Origin of the sequence: Salinivibrio proteolyticus (assembly GCF_001996165.1) — a bacterium.
Taxonomy (GTDB): Bacteria; Pseudomonadota; Gammaproteobacteria; order Enterobacterales; family Vibrionaceae; genus Salinivibrio; species Salinivibrio proteolyticus.
The window spans coordinates 28,275-48,531 of the sequence record NZ_MUFP01000003.1 but is presented as its reverse complement, the minus strand read 5'-3'; the positions used below and the strand labels follow the sequence as shown (position 1 = coordinate 48,531).

Below are 20,257 nucleotides of genomic sequence, written 5' to 3'. Positions count from 1 at the left end.
TGTGTCAGGGTCAGTGATTGCCTAGAGGTATACGCCGGCTAAGACGCCCATAAAAATCACCAAACCCACATAGTTATTGTTCATAAACGCCTGAAAGCAAGGCATTCTTTCTCGCTCACGCACTAAATACTGCTGGTAAACAAACAACACAAACGCGGCCAGCAAGCTCCAATGAAAACCTGCCGATAGGGACAGCCAATTCCCCACCAACATCAGCAGTAACAGTGTCGATAATTGCAAACCACCAATCGCCGCTTTGTCCCAACGGCCAAATAAAATGGCGGTCGATTTCACCCCGATCTTCAAATCATCATCTCGGTCGACCATGGCATAAAGGGTGTCGTAGGCAATGATCCAACAGTTATTTGCCATAAACAAAAGCCACGCAACGGGAGGAATGGTGTCTTGTACGGCGGCAAATCCCATCGGGATCCCCCAACTAAACGCCAGCCCCAATACCAATTGAGGAAGGTGGGTATAACGCTTCATAAAGGGATAGACAAACGCCAAGGCGACGCCGACAAAGGACAGTTGAATGGTCAACAGGTTTTGCGTTAATACCAGCGCAAACGAGGCGAGAACCAAGCCAAAAAAGAGCGCGAGCGCCTCTTTTTCGCTAATACGTCCAGACGGCAGTGGCCTGTCCTTGGTGCGTTTAACATGGCCATCAAAATGACGGTCCGCATAGTCATTAATCACGCATCCGGCGGCTCGCATCATGTATACGCCCAGTACAAAAACTGCCAACACATCGAAGGGCGGTAGACCGTCGGCAGCCAAAAATAAGGCCCACAAGGTTGGCCATAAAAATAATAAGGTCCCAATCGGGCGGTCAAGGCGGGCTAGTTGAGCCAGCGCCACTAACTTAGGGCTCATGCGGGGATCTCCTTTCCGTACATGGGCGAATCAGGTAAAAACAATTCCGCCACCAACATCGGACGGTTATGTAGCCAAAGCCGCGAGCGACGCGCCTGAAGGCCACCCGTTGGCATCGTTACTTCCGCCACTTCAATCGCATCACGGCGCGATGCGCGCTGTTTAAAGACATGCTGGCCTAACGGCACGGCGCCTAGGGCGTTCAAGTAACCGCCTTGTCCTTCAAGCGTGGAAGCGGGCAACAGCGTGCGCCCACAAACCCATGCGTGGCCGTCTCCCTTTAAGATCACTTCACGCACCACGCACGCCTCGTGACCGATTAATGCCACTTCATCCGTGGTAAGTTTATCCGGCGTCAGTTGATACACGTTGACCACATCCACATCAAAGCGCTGACAGTGGCGCTTGAGTCGAGCCGTCATCGAATGCGATTCGAGTAACCAACTCCCATGTTGAGAGCGTTTTAACGCGGCGATATCTGGTCGTTCCCAGCGCGCTTGTTTCAGCGCCGCCAAATAGGTTTGATTTAAATCCGACATTGTTTCCTGTGCCACATCGCGCAAAATTCGCCCGCTTCATCCCCTCGGTGGCTTACAATATTGCTATACTCGGCTGGCAATTGTAGCAAGCCAGTCCCGATTGGAGAATGCAGGGCGGCCTAACCCTATCATATGAGCAACTGAATTGCTGGGTGGATATGAGAAAGATTCAAACCTTATGGATGGCCTTGGTCGGCCTATTATTACTGACCAGCTCGGCCGTGTTCGCTGAAGCAGAGGGTGATGGACAAGCGCCCAAATACAGCTACTTTTCCCTAGAGCCTGAGATCACCACCAACTATGTCACTGAGGGGAGCCGGCTCGGCTTTATCAATGTCAAAGTGGAGCTGATGGTCGATGACCCGAAACTGGTGCGTGAGCTGGAATATCATGCGCCGCTGATCCGTGATGCCATCATCGAGACCTTGAGTCAGCAAACCGTCACCAAGATAAAATCGCTATCCGGTCGAGAAGCAATCCGTAAAGCCTGCCTAGAGCGCGTCAATGAGCTCTTATTAGCAGAAACCAATCGACGCATTCTCGCCGATCTCTTGTTTACCAAGTACCTATACCAATAAGCGATCGTTATCCGCTACGCGGATAACGCATCTTGCTCAGCATCACTGGGCACCACTTCAAGGTGGCCACCTTGCGCTAACAACATATCGCGCACATTGCTCGGTGGCTCGGCATCGGTAAAGACCATATCGAGTTGGGTAATGTTGCCAAGATTCACCATGGCATTACGACCAAACTTGGTATGGTCGGCAGCCAGCATCACACAGCGGCTGTTATCTAGAATCGCTTTTTTGACACGTACCTCGTGGTAGTCAAAATCGAGCAGCGACCCATCATCATCAATGCCACTGATCCCCAAAATGCCGAAGTCGAGGCGGAACTGGGAGATAAAATCGAGGGTAGCTTCACCCACAATACCCCCGTCACGGTTGCGCACTTCGCCCCCTGCAATAATCAGGGTGAAATCCTGCTTGGGCATTAAGATAGCAGCGGCATTTAAGTTATTGGTCACCACCCGTAAGTTATGGTGATTGAGTAACGCGCGCGCGACCGCCTCCGGTGTGGTGCCGATATCAATAAACAAGGTTGCGCCATCCGGAATGTGCTTCACCAAAGCTTGAGCAATGGTGTCTTTTTCGTGCTGCTGTAAGACCTTACGCGTTGCATACGCGGTGTTTTCCGAACTCGACGGTACGGTCGCCCCACCGTGATGGCGGCGAATGTGGTTCTCTGCGGCCAATTCATTGAGATCGCGTCGAATCGTCTGCGGGCTGACATTGAAGCGCTCAACCAAGTCTTCCGTGCTCACGTATCCTTGTGACTTAACCAGATCAATGATTTGCTGATGACGTTTGTTTTGCTTCACTGCATCTCCCCTTACAAAAAGCCCCCGCGGTCACGGGGGCTTTCTAGTTTACTCATTGCCTATGGGCAATGCCAAGACTGATTGTTTAGGCAGCATGTGCCGGTGACTCACGACGCACTCGGCTCTCACCTACCCATGCTAAGCATAGGAAGAAAATCGCCAAGATACAGCCACCGGTAAGGAGCATAAAGCCACCGTCCCAACCAAAGTGATCCACGGTATAACCCAATGCAATATTGGCCACCACAGCACCACCGAGGTAACCGAATAGTCCGGTTAAACCTGCCGCCGTACCGGCCGCTTTTTTCGGTGCAAGCTCAAGCGCATATAAGCCGATCAGCATCACAGGACCATAAATCAAGAAGCCAATCGCCACCAGCGCGACCATATCGACGCCCGGATTGCCTGCAGGGTTAAACCAATAGACTAATACCGCCAAGGTGACTAAGACCATGAACAGCACACCCGCCGGCGCTCGTGCCCCTTTGAAGAACTTATCTGACATCCAACCACACAGCAGTGTGCCCGGAATCCCCGCCCACTCGTAGAGGAAGTAAGCCCATGAGGACTTATCGACGGTAAAGCCTTTGGCTTCATCCAGATACACAGGTGCCCAGTCCAATACGCCATAGCGAATCAAGTAGACAAAGGCGTTAGCAATCGCGATGTACCACAAAAGACGGTTTTTCAGCACATACGTCACGAAGATATCTTTGGCGGTCATTTCCTTCTCAAAGGCTTCTTCGTCGTAGTTTTCTGGATAGTCGTTTTTGTATTCTTCAATCGGTGGCAAACCACATGATTGCGGGGTATCGCGTAGGGTTAACCAGATGAATACCGCGACCAAGGCTGCAAAAAACGCCGGGACATAGAAAGAGGCACGCCAGTCGTCATTGAACAGCCACAGGCCAAGCAAGAATAGCGGACCAATCAAGCCGCCCCCCACGTTATGCGCCACGTTCCAAACAGACACCAACTCACCACGCTCGCGGCGTGACCACCAGTGCACCATGGTACGCCCGCAAGCCGGCCAGCCCATGCCTTGCACCCAACCGTTAATAAACAGCAGGATAAACATGATGGTAATACTGCTGGTTGCCCACGGCATAAAGCCAAAGCAGAACATCACCAACGATGACATTAACAGGCCAGCACTTAAGAAGTAGCGAGGGTTAGAGCGGTCAGACACGCTGCCCATGAGGAACTTGGACAGACCGTAAGCGATCGAGACAGCAGCTAATGCAAAGCCAAGATCGCCGCGGCTAAAACCATATTCTTCAATAAGAAATGGCATCGCCAAGCTGAAGTTTTTACGCACTAGGTAGTAACCGGCATAACCGATAAAAATACCAATAAACAATTGCCAACGCAGTCGGGTGTAGGTTGAGCCGACTTGCGATTCTGGCAATCTTTGCCGGTGAGGTGCCGGACGAAAGATTCCAAACATGAGAGGGTTCCTCAGTAAGATGTACGCGATGGATAGGTAAAAGGGTTACAAATCAAAAGAGTGAGCATTGAAATATTCGAATACGCTCAACGGGTGGAATATTTACTCAAAATGAAAACAAAAACCGTGAATCCGAACATAAATTATCGATCTAGAACAATAAAAATGTGCGTTCGAATAAAAAAAGAGCAGTAATCTGCTCTTTTTCGTTTGCGTTTGTTTGACGGACAATGTTAGGCCGCGCGTTTGGCATCCCAAAGGCCGAGTAAGCAACCGACGCCTAAACCAAACACGTGCGCCATATTGGCGATATTCATACCCAGTGGTTGGAAGAACCCAATCACTAACCATGCCAACATAAACACGACATACGGTTTCTCAATGGTTAACCCGCGCTCGGGGGCGAGCCACGTTAACCACCATAAATAGCCTAAAAGCGCGTAAACCACGCCGGATAAGCCGCCAAAATAAGGCCCTTCCAGCCAATATTGCCCCAGACCGGAAAAAAGGGCGGCAAAGAGGAAAATCTGCATCAGCTTGCTGCCACCAGCCCGTTGCTCGATACGTCCCCCAAGTACCCACCACCACAGCAAGTTAAAGACGATGTGTAGCGCCGAGAAATGAAGCAAGGCGTGACTAAACAACCGCCACAATTGCCAGCGCTGCTCGCTGTCAGCGGGAAACAGCAAGCTGCGCACGACGACCTCAAACCCGCCCAAGATCATCATGGCAAACAAGGCGGCACACGCGATCATCACGGTAATCGTCACTGGTCCAGATTTGTCTTTCACCGTTTGCCATAACCCTGCGGAGGGATAATGAAACCGAGCGTGACGGGTTTCCGCTACCTGCCAAGAAGCAGCTTGATAGCGGCTATGCATAGGCTCCGCCACAAAACGGGCCAGTTCTTGTTCAACCCAGGCGGCTTGGCTGTCATCGACCAGCCATAACGCCACTTGGGCATCCGCTTCCGGAGCCAGTTCAATCGCCACCTTATGCGCTGCTGCATAATCGACAAATGCCTGCGCCAGCCGAGCGTTAGGCAGTACCGCCATTTTTTGCATAGAGGCTCCTTGCGCCTATTCCAGTCCTGACTCAGTCGGCAGGGCCTGACGATGCCAAGCCTCAAAGCCACCATCGACACTGTAGACAGACTCGAACCCTTGGTTAATTAAATACTGTGCCGCCCCTTGGCTGCTAATGCCGTGGTAGCACATCACCAGTACGGGTTGATCAAAGTCGACCTGATCCATAAAGGCGACCAAGGTGTCGTTGGTTAAGTGAAAGGCACCTTGAGAGTGCGCCACTTGAAAGGTTTGTGGATCGCGAATATCCACTAATACTGCATTTTGCTGATCATCACGCAGCATTTCCCACGCATCGGTCACAGAGATATGAGCAAACTGATCCATACCTAATTCCACTCCACTCACAGAGTTATTCCCAAAGTTATGTAGCACGATGCTATCGCGCCGCTCGTTATAAGCGGCATTGTACCTGAGTTTAGGCCGCCTCGCTTGTTAGACAGGTTAGGTTATGGTTATTTATTGATCGTCTGTGGAAAAAGGTGTGGATTGCGTTGATAAGCGAAGATCGTCGAAGAGGATCCACTAGATATAGATCTGATCATGGATAAGCTGTGAATAAGTTGCGTGAAACTTTCCGACTCTGATGATCAACAGATATAAAAAAACCGGCCCGCAGGCCGGTTTATTCGCATGGATAGCGCTATAGAGCGTCACCCATGGCGTGTTTCAATTTCTTCATCGCATTTTTTTCAAGCTGGCGAATCCGCTCAGCCGACACTTGGTAATGATCCGCCAAGTCTTGCAACGTGGCCTTGTCATCATCCAACCAACGTGCGCGAACAATGTGTTGGCTTCGCTCATCCAATGCAGCCAGTGCATGGGCAAGACGACGGTTCGCGTGCGATTCCCAGTTTTCCGCCTCTAGCGAGGCCGCAACGTCAGAGCTCTTGTCTTCTAAATAGTAGACTGGAGCCATGGCGGCGCCATCACGCTCATCATCGGCGTTTGCTGGGGCTTCGAAGGTCGCATCTTGCGCGGCGAGACGTGCTTCCATCTCGCGGACTTCTGCTGCATCAACACCAAGTTGCTCCGCCACCATGTTCACTTCATCGTTGTTAAACCACCCCAAGCGCTTTTTGTTTTTGCGCAGGTTAAAGAACAGCTTACGCTGTGCTTTGGTGGTTGCCACTTTAACGATACGCCAGTTACGCAGCACGTACTCGTGAATTTCGGCTTTGATCCAGTGCACCGCAAAGGAGACAAGGCGAACGCCGACTTCTGGGTTAAAGCGTTTGACCGCTTTCATCAAGCCGATGTTACCCTCTTGCACTAAATCTGCCATGGGTAAGCCGTATCCGGTGTATCCACGGGCGATATGAACAACAAAACGCAAGTGTGAGAGGATCAGCGATTTCGCTGCCTCAAGATCACCATGGTAATGGAGACGCTCGGCCAACGCATGCTCCTCTTCGGCAGTGAGCATGGGGTGGCTATTCACCGCCTGCAGGTAACTGTCTAAGTTATCCTGTGCGATGGGGGCCAGTGCGTACATCTCTTTTGTCATTCAAACCTCGTTTCCGAATCGTCGAAGACCGAATTGCTGATTAAGCATGCAAAAATATACCCAAGCGGGGTAAAACTGCAAGCCCTGTTGTGTGTCTCGTGCTCTATGACCGCAATAAGTCTACACAGGTTCAATTTCTTTTAGATGACGACGTGTCGCCAACACCGCGGCCAACACCCCTAATAAGGTGGACACCATCAACAATAGCAAAGATTCATCCCAACCAAGTCCGGTGAGCGTAAAGCGATTGTCATAAAGCTGTGCCAATTGACTAACCGCCGCATCCATTAAAAACGTATTTAATGCGGTAATCACCCATGCCAACACCGCCGCCAATCCGCCTAACCAAGCGCCCATGTAGAGATAGGGACGCAAAATAAAGCTGTCGGTTGCCCCCACCATCTTCATCACTTGAATACGGGATTGATGATGGAGCACCTGTAGCCTCAGGGTATTGCCGACCACTAGCAGCACCGCTGCCAGCATCAGCCCCGAGAACAACCAAGCCAAGGTGATAGCAATGTGCTTGATCGCTTCCAGTCTGGCTAGCCAATCGCTGTCGAGACGAACCTCTTCGACACCATCCAATGCAGTGAGCTTCGCCGATAACCCTTGCGCCACTTGGCTGAGCGCAACCTGTGTTCCGCTGTCAGAGTCAGACACATCGACGCGCGGCACGACCACTAACACCGCCGGAAGTGGGTTGTTGTCGAGCAAGCTAACGGCCTGCTCAAAGCCACGTTGGACACGCAAAGTATCGAGCCCTTGTGAAGGCGAAATATAGGTCACACTGGCCACATCAGACCAACCGCGAATATCGCTAGCAAGGGCTTGCGATTGTGCCTCGGTCTGCGCTTTATCAAGATAGACACTCAACTCCGCTGGGTTGTGCCATTGGTCGGTCACTGCCAAGACGTTTTTAGCCAGTAAGTAGAAAGTGACTGGCAAAGACAGGGCAACGGCCAGTACCGTCAGAGTGAGCAAATTCCCAACCGGGCGTTGAAAGAGATCTTGCCATGCCGCGCGTGCGTGTCGGCGCTGGGTTTGTACAAAGCCTTCAGCCATGACGTACCTCCGCCAAGCTGCCTTGATTGAGTTCAAAACGACGCAAATGGCGATATTGTTCAAGCAAGGACGTATCATGGGTGGCCATTAGAATGGTAACGCCCACTTGGTTGAACAAGCGAAAGAGCTCCATGATTTGCGCCGATAATGCAGCATCCAAATTACCGGTTGGCTCATCGGCCAGCAGCACTTGGGGACGATTCACCACCGCACGGGCAATTCCAACACGTTGCTGTTCACCCCCTGACAACTGAATAGGATAACAACGCGCTTTATCCAGTAAGCCGACTTTATCCAGCGCCGCCGAAACCCGCTTTTTGATCTCGTTGTCTGACTGTTGCTCAATACGCAAAGGGAGCGCGACGTTTTCATACACAGTCGCGTCCATCAATAGCTTGTGATCTTGAAAGATGATCCCTAAATGACGGCGCAAAAAGGGAACATCTTGACGAGGGATCCGAGAAATATCATGACCATTGAAAAAAATCTGCCCATCACTGGGCCGCTCAATGGCACAAATCAGCTTCAGCAAGGTGCTCTTTCCCGCGCCAGAGTGGCCGGTAAGTAGCGCCATATCACCCTTAGGCAAGTCGAAATTCACTTTTTGCAGTGCTTGGCGGCCGCCTCGATAGGCTTTGCTGACCTGCTGAAACTGGATCACGGTTACTCCTCCCGGCTAAATAAGGCCTCGATAAAGTCATTGGCATTGAAGGTGCGAAGATCCTCAATGCCTTCGCCTACCCCAATATAGCGGATGGGAATATTAAATTGTTCAGCCACGGCAAAAATGACGCCACCTTTGGCGGTCCCGTCCAATTTTGTGAGGGTAATACCGGTTAGCGGCGCAATGTCATTAAACAGTTTCGCTTGGCTGATCGCGTTTTGTCCGGTGCCAGCATCAAGGGTCAGCATCACTTCATGCGGCGCGCCAACATCCAGTTTTTGCATTACACGCACAATTTTACGCAGCTCTTCCATCAAGTTGGCTTTGTTTTGCAAGCGTCCCGCGGTGTCGGCAATTACCACATCCACATTACGGGCTTTCGCCGCCTCAATCGCATCATAAAGCACAGAGGCACTGTCAGCGCCGGTGTGCTGGGCAATCACAGGTACGTGATTACGCTCGCCCCAAGCCTGAAGTTGCTCGACAGCGGCGGCTCGGAAGGTGTCACCAGCAGCTAGCATCACCGATTTGCCTTGGTCTTGGAATTGACGCGCCATCTTGYCGATGGTGGTGGTTTTGCCCACCCCGTTCACGCCAACCATTAAGATCACATAGGGCTTTTGATCGCTAATCACCAGCGGCTGTTCGACTTTTTCCAGCATCTGCGCCATTTCTTGTTTGAGAATGCCATACAGGGCTTCCCCATCTTTCAGATCGCGACGGCTAGCTTTATCGGTCAGGTTATCAATGATTTTGGTGGTTGCTTCCATGCCCACATCGGCAATCAGCAACTGTTCTTCAAGCTCTTCGAACAGTTCATCATCGATCTTTTTGCCACTAAATAGGCCAAAGAACCCAGATCCTAAGTTGGTCTTGGTTTTTTGTAAGCCACGTTTTAGGCGGGCAAAAAAGCCTTCGCGCTGCGGTTTTTCCCGCTCGCGAATCGCAGTAGATTGTGAGTGTGAGTCTGGCTCTGGCTCTGGCTCTGGCTCTGGCTCTGGCTCTGGCTCTGGCTCTGGCTCNNGGCTCTGGCTCTGGCTCTGGCTCTGGCTCTGGCTCTGGCTCTGGCTCTGGCTCTGGCTCTGGCTCTGGCTCTGGCTCTGGCTCTGGCTCTGGCTCTGGCACGGTATGCGTGTCGCTTTCTACCTCAGGCGCAAGGCTTTCTTGTTCATTTTGTGATGCAGCCTGATCATTGAGGCTATCAACCGATGTGGCTGACTCCACCGCGTCTTCCGCCACGTCTGACGGCTGAGTATGCGATTCTTGTTCTGGTTCTGGCTGTTCTTTTTTGCGGCCGAAACCCAGCCACGACATTAATCCACGTTTCTTTTTTTCTGCCATTGGCAAATCCTAAAGCATGCTTGGTACAATCAGCGGCACATTACCGAATCGGCATAGTCTATCACCTTCTTTACGGTCAAAAAATCTATGGTTAAACGCGCCTCCCGGAAACCTTCATCTGCTTCGCCATCACGTGCGGCAGGTACTGTGAGAATTATTGCTGGCCGCTGGCGTGGCCGTAAGTTGGCAGTACAGGATGCGCAAGGCCTGCGCCCCACCACAGACAGAGTCAAAGAAACGGTGTTTAACTGGTTAGCCCCCTATCTGCCTGGTGCCCGCTGCTTGGATGTTTTTGCCGGTAGCGGCGGGTTGGGGTTTGAAGCTCTCTCACGCGGTGCTGCATGGGTCACATTTTGCGAAATGAATCCTCAAGCGGCCAAACAGCTGAGCACCAACCTCACCCAGTTACATGCAGCGCAGGCGAATGTGGTACAAGGCGACGCCTTAGCCAAACTGCGCGCAGGCCATCAGGGTGAACCGTTTGATATCGTCTTTGTTGATCCTCCCTTTCGAGAAGGATTACTGGCAGACACCCTGAATGCGCTAGAATCGCAAGGTTGGCTGTCACCCGATGCCTGTATTTATGTCGAAGCCGAGAATGAACTCAGCACGCACGATGCACCGGCGAATTGGCGGTTGCACCGAGATAAATCCGCGGGCCAAGTCAACTATCGACTGTATTTTAGAGAGGATGCATGAAAGCACTGATTATTCTGGCTAAAGCTGCCATCGCCTTTGTCTGGTTGGTATTGATTGCCAATATGTTTCACCCCTTCCCGGGCGTGGCCGCGATGGCGCTGTATATTATGACTGGCTTTTTATTGGTGATGCATGGATTGCAGATGCTGATCTTCTTAGGCGCGTTTGGCGATAAAATTGCGATGACGCGTTGGGAGAAGTGGTCCATTTTGATTTTTGGTATTTTCGCGCTGCTCGATATTCGTCGAAAATATATGGTCTGAGCTAGTCATCACGGTTGTGTTGGCATTGCCAGCACAACTCAAAACTGCCCGCATTATCCTCACCACAATGACCGCACACCCAGCGCGTCTGACTTTGTGCTTCGTACTCTTGGAGTAACACGCGCGCTTGATGGGTATGCTCTGGTGCCACCCAAAGCGTGACACCTTGTACGTCGGTCGGCAGCTCACCGACTGCAGCGCTTAAGGCCTCACCTTTTAGCAAACACGGGATATTATGGCTCGCCAGCAACCCCTTCAGGCTGTGTGCTTCAAGTGTATTACTGGCTTGATAGACCTTTTCCACCCCGTCGCCTCACGATGCGTAAATCACTGACGCGGTGATCAGGGCTTGAGCCATAAAGTAGGTCGTCATCACCACTGCCTGAGAAGCACGAAATTCACCTTTGAAGCGTGAAAACGCCAACACCGTATCTGAGATCATAAACAAAATGGCCCCGCCAAATGCCAATGCTGCGGGCGTCGAGTGGGTATTGAGCCAATACTCGCCGGCCGCCCAAGCCATTTGTACGATCACGGCAATATAAACAGCCACTGGCAACGCTAACTTACCGAGGCTGGGCAGCAATAACAAAAAGACAATGATCCCGAGCCCGGATAGCAAGGACGGCAACCACCACACAATATGGCCATCAAACTGATACCAGAACGCGACGGTATAGACGATATGGGCAAACAAAAAGCTGGTGAGCCCCTGCACAAACCGATCTTTGGGCAGCATTAAGAAGATGTCACCGACCAGCGAAAGCAGCAGTGCCGAGAGCACGAGCTGAGCGTAAGTCGACTCGGTAATCTGGGTACTGCCAATCAGTACCAGCAGCACTATAGTGAGCGGCTTAAACAGATAAAACTGCCAGCGAGGACCACGGTAGGCTGCGGAGATATGTAGCAGTCCAGAACAACAGACAGCGAACCAGCTCCACATGATTATCATTCCTTTCACGACAAGGACGCCAAGTCTATGCCGCGTTGGGCAGATGTCCAGCTACCCTTGGTGAGAACAAGATCCAGTTAGAAAAAATGATGGTAAGAGAAAGCAACGCCATTCGCCTTTGGTGTTAGCCACTCCACTGAGGCCATACTTGTGCATAAAACCAAAGCGCGCCGGCAGTAAAGAGAAAAATAAGACCGGCTGCCAGCCGCCAAATCAAACGATGACTGCGCGGGACCAGCTCCGCTTCACACGCTTTGCACACGGACACGAATTGGCGTAAGTCGTCCACTTCAAAGCCTTCTTCATGCACCACTTTGTTGCGGATCGTCGCCACAAAACGCAGCTTGCCGATCACATCATTGGGCAAACGTTTTTGGCAGCTATCGATAAGCTGATGCAAGCCTTTTCCATCCGCGTGGTAATGCTGACGCAGCAGGCTTTCTAAACGCCGACTGTGTTTGATCACCACTGCTACTTCATCCATGGTTTCTCCCTTCGCTGGTCACTAACCAGTTTATACAGTATGGCGGTTTTTGTGTCGATTGGATGGCGGGTCTATCACGATTGCGATCTTGACCAACAGATTAACCCTACACGTCTGACCGCTTGGCCGCCCATCAAGGAACCAGCCAAGCAGTGCCTCGGTGGCGCTGCAGCCACGCCGTGACTAAGGCGGCGCCACTGAAGGCATACAGAGTGAGCACTGGGATCCACCACCACGCCGGCGATAACGTGGGCCAATAAGCACGTATTGGCCACAAAAATAGCGGATGGAGAAGGTAAATGCCCAAGCTATAACGACTCAGTTTCGCGAGCCATGCCGGGCTTGCCCGCCCCGCCATCAACGCACGCACAGCCAGAAACACTGCGGCGCTAATTAAAACGGTATTCACCGTGGTGTATGACAGCCAACCTTGGGTGATATAGCGTTGGTGGGCAAGGCTGGTCGCTAAAACCTGATACATGGTTGCACCCAGTGCCGCCAGGCCCAAGCCCCACCACAACCCCCGAGCACGCGGGTACTGGTGCAACCAAAAACCTAGCCATAAATAGCCGCCATACAAGATGAAGTCATTACGCCACCATCCTTGTCCTCCGGCTAAATACCAAGCTGTCACGCCAATCCACAGTAAGCCGACCAGTGCGACGGCGGCAGACGGCAAACGAGCTAATGCTGGTCGCAACACCGGCACCCAAAGCAGCAAGGGAATGTAGTAATAGAAAAAGCCCAAGTGGTAATAGGTTTCATGCCATGGCGCCGCTTGTAGAGTCGAGAGCGTGGTCGCTAGGGAAAAGCCTTGCGCTGAAAGCCCCGCAATCACCGCAAACACGCCAGACCACACCACAAAAGGCACCACGACTTTCATCACCCGCCGACGCAAAAAGTGTGACCAGTTAAAGGGTTTACTCGCCGACAACAACAGCAAGCCCGAGATCATGATAAACACCGGTACTGCCCAGCGGCTGGCGGTATTGAGTCCTACCGCCACCAGCCAATCACTGTCTGGAATTTGACCCAGTTCCATACGATAGGGGCCCAATACATGAATCGCCACCACAAACAGGGCGGCCAGCACACGTAAGCCATCGAGATAGTCGATATGCCCTTGGGAAGAATCATCCTGCATTTGTTAACACCTTTTTACGCTTCAGGTTGTCAGACGCTCCCAACATATTACGCGAACTTACGGTGAGATAACCGACAAATGCGCAAAGATACAGTCAAATATGTCAGTTTTTATCCATAAAACCAGTACACGGATCGGGTTATTGAGTTAAAAATTAGTGTTTAATCTTGCAATATAGTTAAAAAAACAATTAACATCCGGCCTCCTTTTCCCAGAGACGGGAAAATGCAGTTCAACCAAGGAGACGATGACATGCACTCAAGTACCACTGAGCAACAAGGTGGGCCGCACAAGCGCACGCTGTTTACGCGCTTTCTCGATACCGTCGAATGGCTCGGCAACTTGCTTCCTCACCCAGTGACACTGTTCGCAATCTTCTGTGTCGCGATTCTACTCGCGTCCGGTATTGCCGGTTACTTTGATCTTGCCGTCGCCGACCCTCGCCCTGAGGGCGCGAAAGGACGTGCCGCTGATGGCATGATTTATGTGCAAAGCCTACTAAACGCCGAAGGCTTGCAAATGATAGTCACCAACTTGGTGAAAAACTTTACAGGCTTTGCCCCACTCGGCACCGTGCTAGTAGCCATGCTGGGTGTATCGGTCGCAGAGCATTCGGGGCTATTGTCGGCCTCGATGCGCGGGCTGGTAATGGGGGCATCGCGCCGTACCGTGACCTTTACCATCGTGTTTGCCGGTATCGTGTCGAATACCGCTGCGGAGCTAGGTTATGTCGTTCTGATCCCACTTGCCGCAATGATCTTCCACTCATTGGGTCGTCATCCATTGGCTGGCCTTGCCGCCGCGTTTGCAGGCGTGTCCGGCGGTTACTCGGCGAACTTATTGTTAGGCACGGTCGACCCTTTATTGTCTGGGATCACCGAGTCGGCAGCACAAATGATTGACCCAGACTACAGCGTCGGCCCAGAGATGAACTGGTACTTCATGTTTGTCTCCACCTTCTTTATCGCCTCTGTCGGCGCGTGGATCACCGATAAAATTGTCGAGCCCAAGTTAGGGGCATATGACCACAACCAAGCCTCGGAAGATGTCACCGCTGCCTCTGCCAGCAAACTGAGTGAGGACGAGAAGCGCGGTCTTCGTAATGCCGGCATTTCGATGTTGATTGTCAGTGGTATCTTGGCGCTGACCATCGTCCCAGAGTGGGGACCACTTCGTCACCCAGAAACCGGTGAAGTGGCAGGGTCACCGTTTTTGAAAGGGATTGTTGCCTTTATCATGGTGTTCTTTGCCGTTCCCGGTATTGTATTTGGTCGCACCGTCGGCACCATCAATAACGATCGCGACGTGATTGATTCAATGTCTAAGTCGATGAGCGCTATGGGCATGTACATCGTATTGGTATTTTTCGCCGCCCAATTTGTCGCCTTCTTCAAATGGACCAACTTTGGCCAAGTGATTGCGGTCGGCGGCGCTGACTTTTTACAGACCATCGGTTTAACCGGGCCAGCATTATTCTTTGCCTTCATCTTGATGTGTGGCCTGATTAACCTCTCGCTCGGCTCGGCGTCCGCGCAATGGGCTATCACCGCACCGATTTTTGTGCCTATGTTGATGCTGGTGGGGTATGCCCCAGAAACCATTCAGGCGGCGTATCGGATTGGCGACTCCGTCACCAACATTATTACGCCGATGATGAGCTACTTTGGCCTGATTCTGGCGGTCGCCTCCCGTTATGTGAAAAACCTCGGTATGGGCACCTTGATTGCGACCATGCTGCCCTACTCGATGATCTTTATGGTGGGATGGAGCATCTTGTTCTACGTCTGGGTCTTTGTGCTAGGTTTGCCTGTCGGCCCCGGCGCAGAAACGTATTACAACTTCAATCAGTAATTCCCCCAGCGGGATGATTTCGGCAAGCATGCAGCCATGCTTGCCTTTTTCTTTTCATTATCCCGTCATTTTCATCCCTACCCGAAGGCGGTTATAGTAGCTTTATCACAGCGATGGTAAGCAATGACAATGACAACCCCAGCTCATGCCGATAAACCGGCGGCCTTTGACCCTGACGCAATGGCGCGGGAAGCCCAATTTACCGATGCCTTTAAAGACGCCATTACCCCCTTTTGGCAACAGCGCGAACAAGGCACATTTCATGGCGAAGGCGGCCTGAGACTGCATTGGTGCAGTTTTACTCACCCCAAGCACACCAAAGCGGTGGTGGTGATTAATGGCCGGATTGAAAGCGTGATGAAATACCAAGAGATCTTCTACGATCTCTTTCAGATGGGCTATGACGTCTACAGCTTTGACCACCGCGGCCAAGGCTTGTCTCAACGCTTGGTCTTAAAGCCACGCGATCTGGGCCATGTCGAACGCTTTGATGATTATGTCGCGGATGTGGCGACCTTCATGCAACAAGTCCGCGCCCACCGTCATTATGATGATTGGTTTATGCTCGGCCATTCAATGGGCGGGGCAATTGCCACCTTATACGCCCACCAGTATCCGGGGGCTGTGCAGGCTATCGCGCTGACGGCCCCCATGTTTGGTGTGCAAGTGAGCCCTTGGCTTGGACGTATCGCACCTTGGTTATGTCGCTCCTTAGCGCGCTATCAACATCCTCCACGCTTTGGACCCGGCCAAGTCGGCTATCGCCACGTACCCTTTGAGCAAAATCGTCTCACGCATTCTCGTGCCCGTTATGCGTGGTTTCGCCAGCTTTATATCAACCAACCACAGCTACAAATCGGTGGGCCCAGCGCGCGTTGGATAGCGGAAGGATTAGCCGCGGGGACGCGCTGTCTGGCCCTTGCTCCCTCGCTGACCACCCCGACGTTTATCTGCCAAGCGGGCGAAGAATTGATCGTTTCTAATCCAGCGATGTCGCAATTTCACGCCGTGCGTAAACAAGCCGGTCAATCCAGCCAATGGCGAACGTTCGACGGTGCTCGGCATGAAATTTTATTCGAAACGGATAATCACAGAGTCACAGCACTGCGTGAGATTGATGCCTTTTTCTCGCGCTATGTTGGCGAGTAAAAGCGGAAAAAAGACAGTGATACTGTTCCCTTTTTAACCCCAATAAGTTGCAGTAGACTCAGAGCATACTGTGATTATGATCGCCTGAACCAATGAGGACATGATGTACAAACTCGTCGCTTCTGATTTGGACGGTACCTTGCTAACCCCCGAGCACCGTATCGCCCCCTATACCAAGCAGGTGCTGCAACAACTCCACCAGCAAGGCATTCACTTTGTGTTCGCCACCGGACGTCATCATGTTGATGTGGCAAGCATTCGTGAAACCGTGGGGATCCCTGCTTACATGATCACTTCTAACGGTGCCCGTGTACACGACAGCAATGACCAACTGGTGTATCAGCACAACGTTGATCCCGCGATCGTCGCAAACCTGATTAACGAGGTGAAGCACGACCCAACCGTCACCATTCACCTATATCGCGATAATGATTGGCTGTTGAGCAAAATGGATGAAGAGCTCGCACGCTATCACCAAGACTCTGGCTTTAACGCCAAAGAGTTTGATGTGGAGAATCCACCGGTCGATAACATCGCGAAGATTTTCTTTATTCGTCATGATCACGACCACTTACTCAAATATGAGCATCAGTTTTTGTCGCAATACGGCGATAGCATCAGTATCGCTTTCTCGACTCCCTTCTGCTTGGAAGTAATGGGCAATGGGGTGTCCAAAGGAGCCGCACTCGAAGAAGTCGCGCGTCGTCATCAGCTCAATCTGGCCGACTGTATCGCGTTTGGTGATGGCATGAACGATGTCGAGATGCTGCGCGCCGCCGGTCGCGGCTTGGTGATGGCTACCGCACAAGCGCGCGTCAAAGCCACCTTGTCGGACAACGCAATTATTGGCAGCCACGCCGATGAGGCAGTTGCACGCTACTTAAACGCGCATCTGCTCGCACCACAATCCTAAGCGGTTGGCTCACACTGTGAGCCAAGGATGTCATCTGACGATGCACGACTCCCCCGCCATCGTCAGAATGGCCTGCCATTGCGCTGCGGTAACCGGCATCACACTCAGCCGGTTACCTTTTTTCACCAACGGCATCTCAGCCAGCGCAGGGTTTTGCTTCATCTGCGCCAGCGTAATCAACGGTAAATGACGCTGATACGCCACATCCACCATAAACCAACGCGGGGATTCTAGCGTGGCTTTAGGGTCAAAGTAGCCACTGTCTGGCTCAAATTGGGTATGGTCGGGATAACACTCGCGAGTCACGGTCGCCACACCAGCCACTCCAACATGCTTACAAGAGGAATGGTAAATCAACACCTGATCGCCTACCTTAACCTCATCACGCAACATATTACGCGCTTGATAATTGCGTACCCCTTCCCAGCATGAAACCTTTTGCTGCTTTAAGGTGTCTATCGAAAACGTATCTGGCTCTGTTTTAAATAACCAATAACCCATGTTGGCTCACTCTCACTCGATACAGTTGTCGGCAATCTTGCCCGTCAGTGTGTGTCGGTGCAAGTCTGGCACGAGCCCATTATTCACAAGGAGTGTCGTGTGCAACGTCCCCATCGCTTACTGGTGATCGCCACCGCTAGCCTACTCACGTTAGTCGGCTGTACCTCATCGAAAGGCCCTGTTGAACTGGGGCATCGCAGTGACACGCTAGACTCGGGGCTCAGCCATACACCGACCCCGTTTATGCTCAGTGGTATGGTCTCTGTCAGCCCTGAAACGGCCAGCTTCACACCCTGTGGCAGTCAAAAGCAATACTGGCTGAACTTAAGCCATGAGCAACGCACGGCACTCGATCAACTGGGTGGGCCTGTGTATGGTGAATTTGAAGGCTTCTTTACCCCAGTGGAAAGCCGTGGTTTCAGCGCGGACTACCCTGCGTCAGTCACCATGACGCGTATCAATCTAGTCACTACCGAACTCAATAGCTGCGCGCAACCCCGCCACGCCGTCTTGGCGGACGGACAATCACCACGCATGTGGTCCGCCGCCGTTGGCGAACATAATATGGCGTGGGAAAGCGACGGGGATAGCCAAGAGATACCGCTGACAGGAAAGCAGATGGATGACAGCACCGCCCATTTCCGTGCGCGCAATGCCGCATTAACGCTAACCGCAACTGGCTGCCAGCAAAGTGATACCACCTTGTACGGTTGGCGCGCGACCCTAAAAACGTCCCAACGCACTTACCAAGGCTGTGCTCTGCTGCCCTCGTATGATCACTCGCAGCATTGGGCGGGCGAATATCAAGGGCAAAGTCAAAGCCCCGGTCAGCCGGTTTTAACCACACAGCTTACCTTGCTGCCTGATCATAGCGCCATCACCACTTACCACCCGCAAGGGGAAACGGTGACCAAAGAAACCGGGATTTGGCAGCCGGTCGGAGAAAATCAAGTGCAAGTGCTCACCACCCGCAGCGGTGAGCAGATGGTGGTGTCTGAGCGCATATATACACGCAACGGGTTTACCCTCACCGCCTCCGAGGAAACCTTTAATGGCAACACCTATTCACTGGGTCACGACGGGTTAACGCTAAGGCTCAAAGTCGGGGATGCCGTGAACGTATCGAACCAAACCGGCGTTAAAGGCAGCGCCGAGAAAAACCCGCGCGTTGAACAAGCACTCAGAGACTACCTTCGCGATAACGGTCAATCCGGCCCACTCACTTATCGCTGGCTTACCCACGACCTCAATCAAGACGGGCAGCCTGAGCTGTTGGTTTTGACCGACAGCTGTGGCAGTGGCGGCTGCACCTTATTGGTGTTTAAAGGCGAGGCGCAAGGCTGGCAGTTTAATAGCCGCATGACACTGGTGCATGTGCCCCTTTTATTAGCTCGCAGCCAAAGCCAGGGTTGGCATGATTTGGTCGTGCCGGTCGGTGGTGGCGGTGCGCCTGCCGGCCACCATGTGATGCGATTTGATGGGCAGCGTTATCCACTCAACCCCAGCACTGCGCCTCGCGCGCCCAAACCGGATGGCTCAGACACCGCATTATTTGCCGATGGCATCTATGCCACCCAACAAGGGGCGGTATTGGGAGAAGAATAACGCAGACGCGCGTGCCCGTGCCACGCGGGCTCGCATTCCTTGTCGGACTTGCGCACAATAGCAACCTGACACCTTGAGGAGAGTCTGATGGCCCGTTCGCCCTGCCGCCAGTGCGGTTTTACCTATCACTGTATCTGTCACTGCTATTGGCCGCTAGAAAGCCAATTGCAATGCGTGCTGGTGATGCACGAAAACGAAGCGGCGCGCCAATCCAACACCGGCAAACTGGTTAAAGCGGCGCTACCCCACACTCAGATAGAGATTTGGCAACGCAAACAACCACCGCAAGCCTTGCTCGACAGCTGGGCGCGCGGTGATGTGTCACCTTGGTTGTTGTTTCCCAGTGATGATGCCGTCCCCGCCGATAGACTATTCGCTGACGCGGTTCGGTCTATCTCTTGCGCGGATAGGTCAGTTTCTCGCGCGCCGTTACAGTTTGTGGTGCTGGATGCAACCTGGCAGCAGGCGCGAAAAATGCTCAATAAAAGCCCGTGGCTCAACCGTCTGCCGCGGGTCAGTTTGCCGTCGACTGCCGCCTCGCAATATACGCTTAGGCGCAACCAGCCACCGGGACACCTGTGTACCAGTGAAGCGGTGAGTGCATTACTACGAAGCCAAGGCGACGTGAACGCCGCCACGCAGCTGGACCATTTTCTTGTCCACTTTATGGAGAGCTACGAGGCCGATCGCCACCATCACACTACACCGCTCCCCGCCCCCAAGGTGCTGACGCCAAACGCGTGAACAAAAAAACGCCGAGCACAGCGCGCTGCCATGCTCGGCGTTTA

Annotated in this window: 23 protein-coding genes; 8 read left to right on the top strand and 15 right to left on the bottom strand. The window is 52.5% G+C overall.

Going from position 1 to position 20,257, the window contains the following annotated elements:
- Positions 1 to 21 precede the first annotated feature (21 nt).
- Together ubiA and BZJ19_RS02510 are read right to left on the bottom strand one after the other, a co-directional pair.
- A complete protein-coding gene (gene ubiA / locus BZJ19_RS02515) occupies positions 22 to 876 on the bottom strand; it encodes a 4-hydroxybenzoate octaprenyltransferase (protein WP_077674517.1) in 855 nt (284 codons plus the stop codon).
- Positions 873 to 1,415 (bottom strand): chorismate lyase, encoded by a 543-nt coding sequence (locus BZJ19_RS02510; protein WP_069589039.1) that lies wholly within the window; start codon positions 1,413 to 1,415, stop codon positions 873 to 875. The genes ubiA and BZJ19_RS02510 overlap by 4 nt, the downstream gene beginning before the upstream one ends.
- Positions 1,416 to 1,573: 158 nt before the next feature.
- On the opposite strand from BZJ19_RS02510, the gene BZJ19_RS02505 reads away from it, so the two are divergent.
- Positions 1,574 to 1,993 carry a flagellar basal body-associated protein FliL gene (locus BZJ19_RS02505; RefSeq protein ID WP_069589058.1) on the top strand — a complete coding sequence of 140 codons (420 nt, stop codon included), beginning with the start codon at positions 1,574 to 1,576 and terminating at the stop codon, positions 1,991 to 1,993.
- Between the two features lie 14 nt (positions 1,994 to 2,007).
- Here the strand turns inward: BZJ19_RS02505 and BZJ19_RS02500 are convergent, their stop codons facing one another.
- From BZJ19_RS02500 to ftsY, 8 genes are all read right to left on the bottom strand, one after another.
- Positions 2,008 to 2,799, bottom strand: coding sequence for a DeoR/GlpR family transcriptional regulator (locus BZJ19_RS02500; protein ID WP_077480948.1), 792 nt, complete (start codon positions 2,797 to 2,799; stop codon positions 2,008 to 2,010).
- A gap of 85 nt (positions 2,800 to 2,884) precedes the next feature.
- Positions 2,885 to 4,246: a glycerol-3-phosphate transporter gene (gene glpT / locus BZJ19_RS02495; RefSeq protein ID WP_077639818.1), complete on the bottom strand. Its 1,362-nt coding sequence runs from the start codon at positions 4,244 to 4,246 to the stop codon at positions 2,885 to 2,887.
- A 233-nt stretch (positions 4,247 to 4,479) separates the two neighbouring features.
- Positions 4,480 to 5,310, bottom strand: a complete 831-nt coding sequence (gene glpG / locus BZJ19_RS02490) for a rhomboid family intramembrane serine protease GlpG (protein WP_077639817.1) — start codon at positions 5,308 to 5,310, stop codon at positions 4,480 to 4,482.
- Between the two features lie 15 nt (positions 5,311 to 5,325).
- Complete coding sequence (glpE, locus tag BZJ19_RS02485; protein WP_069589045.1) at positions 5,326 to 5,658, bottom strand: thiosulfate sulfurtransferase GlpE; 333 nt, start codon at positions 5,656 to 5,658, stop codon at positions 5,326 to 5,328.
- Between the two features lie 316 nt (positions 5,659 to 5,974).
- Positions 5,975 to 6,838: an RNA polymerase sigma factor RpoH gene (rpoH, locus tag BZJ19_RS02480; protein WP_069589047.1), complete on the bottom strand. Its 864-nt coding sequence runs from the start codon at positions 6,836 to 6,838 to the stop codon at positions 5,975 to 5,977.
- Positions 6,839 to 6,958: 120 nt separating this feature from the next.
- Positions 6,959 to 7,981 carry a permease-like cell division protein FtsX gene (ftsX, locus tag BZJ19_RS02475; RefSeq protein ID WP_420876421.1) on the bottom strand — a complete coding sequence of 341 codons (1,023 nt, stop codon included), beginning with the start codon at positions 7,979 to 7,981 and terminating at the stop codon, positions 6,959 to 6,961.
- Entirely contained in the window at positions 7,896 to 8,564 is a 669-nt protein-coding gene (gene ftsE, locus BZJ19_RS02470) for a cell division ATP-binding protein FtsE (RefSeq protein WP_069589049.1), read from the bottom strand. Before ftsE ends, ftsX begins: the two co-directional genes overlap by 86 nt.
- 2 nt (positions 8,565 to 8,566) lie before the next feature.
- Positions 8,567 to 9,382 (bottom strand): signal recognition particle-docking protein FtsY, encoded by an 816-nt coding sequence (ftsY, locus tag BZJ19_RS17420; RefSeq protein ID WP_420876424.1) that lies wholly within the window; start codon positions 9,380 to 9,382, stop codon positions 8,567 to 8,569.
- 613 nt (positions 9,383 to 9,995) lie between these two features.
- Here ftsY and rsmD point away from each other — a divergent pair.
- Positions 9,996 to 10,607: a 16S rRNA (guanine(966)-N(2))-methyltransferase RsmD gene (rsmD, locus tag BZJ19_RS02460; RefSeq protein WP_069590258.1), complete on the top strand. Its 612-nt coding sequence runs from the start codon at positions 9,996 to 9,998 to the stop codon at positions 10,605 to 10,607.
- A complete protein-coding gene (locus BZJ19_RS02455) occupies positions 10,604 to 10,870 on the top strand; it encodes a DUF1145 domain-containing protein (protein ID WP_069590257.1) in 267 nt (88 codons plus the stop codon). Before rsmD ends, BZJ19_RS02455 begins: the two co-directional genes overlap by 4 nt.
- 1 nt (position 10,871) lies before the next feature.
- Here BZJ19_RS02455 and BZJ19_RS02450 read toward each other — a convergent pair whose 3' ends face one another.
- From BZJ19_RS02450 to BZJ19_RS02435, 4 genes are all read right to left on the bottom strand, one after another.
- The gene (locus BZJ19_RS02450) at positions 10,872 to 11,174 is read right to left on the bottom strand and encodes a putative signal transducing protein (protein ID WP_069590256.1); all 303 of its coding nucleotides are present in this window, start codon (positions 11,172 to 11,174) and stop codon (positions 10,872 to 10,874) included.
- A gap of 9 nt (positions 11,175 to 11,183) precedes the next feature.
- Positions 11,184 to 11,813 carry a lysoplasmalogenase gene (locus tag BZJ19_RS02445; protein ID WP_077454998.1) on the bottom strand — a complete coding sequence of 210 codons (630 nt, stop codon included), beginning with the start codon at positions 11,811 to 11,813 and terminating at the stop codon, positions 11,184 to 11,186.
- A gap of 133 nt (positions 11,814 to 11,946) precedes the next feature.
- Complete coding sequence (locus BZJ19_RS02440; RefSeq protein WP_069590252.1) at positions 11,947 to 12,306, bottom strand: DUF4145 domain-containing protein; 360 nt, start codon at positions 12,304 to 12,306, stop codon at positions 11,947 to 11,949.
- Between the two features lie 133 nt (positions 12,307 to 12,439).
- Positions 12,440 to 13,450, bottom strand: a complete 1,011-nt coding sequence (locus tag BZJ19_RS02435) for an acyltransferase (RefSeq protein WP_077674515.1) — start codon at positions 13,448 to 13,450, stop codon at positions 12,440 to 12,442.
- Positions 13,451 to 13,702: 252 nt separating this feature from the next.
- Between BZJ19_RS02435 and BZJ19_RS02430 the strand changes: the two genes are divergently transcribed.
- From BZJ19_RS02430 to BZJ19_RS02420, 3 genes are all read left to right on the top strand, one after another.
- The gene (locus BZJ19_RS02430) at positions 13,703 to 15,301 is read left to right on the top strand and encodes an AbgT family transporter (RefSeq protein WP_077674514.1); all 1,599 of its coding nucleotides are present in this window, start codon (positions 13,703 to 13,705) and stop codon (positions 15,299 to 15,301) included.
- Between the two features lie 129 nt (positions 15,302 to 15,430).
- On the top strand, positions 15,431 to 16,450 hold the full coding sequence (locus BZJ19_RS02425; RefSeq protein ID WP_157891153.1) for an alpha/beta fold hydrolase: 1,020 nt from the start codon (positions 15,431 to 15,433) through the stop codon (positions 16,448 to 16,450).
- Positions 16,451 to 16,553: 103 nt separating this feature from the next.
- Positions 16,554 to 17,363, top strand: a complete 810-nt coding sequence (locus tag BZJ19_RS02420) for a Cof-type HAD-IIB family hydrolase (protein ID WP_077674513.1) — start codon at positions 16,554 to 16,556, stop codon at positions 17,361 to 17,363.
- Between the two features lie 30 nt (positions 17,364 to 17,393).
- Here the strand turns inward: BZJ19_RS02420 and BZJ19_RS02415 are convergent, their stop codons facing one another.
- Positions 17,394 to 17,864: an EVE domain-containing protein gene (locus BZJ19_RS02415; protein WP_077454995.1), complete on the bottom strand. Its 471-nt coding sequence runs from the start codon at positions 17,862 to 17,864 to the stop codon at positions 17,394 to 17,396.
- A 99-nt stretch (positions 17,865 to 17,963) separates the two neighbouring features.
- Between BZJ19_RS02415 and BZJ19_RS02410 the strand changes: the two genes are divergently transcribed.
- Together BZJ19_RS02410 and BZJ19_RS02405 are read left to right on the top strand one after the other, a co-directional pair.
- The gene (locus BZJ19_RS02410) at positions 17,964 to 19,469 is read left to right on the top strand and encodes a hypothetical protein (RefSeq protein WP_077674512.1); all 1,506 of its coding nucleotides are present in this window, start codon (positions 17,964 to 17,966) and stop codon (positions 19,467 to 19,469) included.
- An 87-nt stretch (positions 19,470 to 19,556) separates the two neighbouring features.
- Entirely contained in the window at positions 19,557 to 20,213 is a 657-nt protein-coding gene (locus BZJ19_RS02405) for a tRNA-uridine aminocarboxypropyltransferase (protein ID WP_077674511.1), read from the top strand.
- Positions 20,214 to 20,257: the final 44 nt, after the last annotated feature.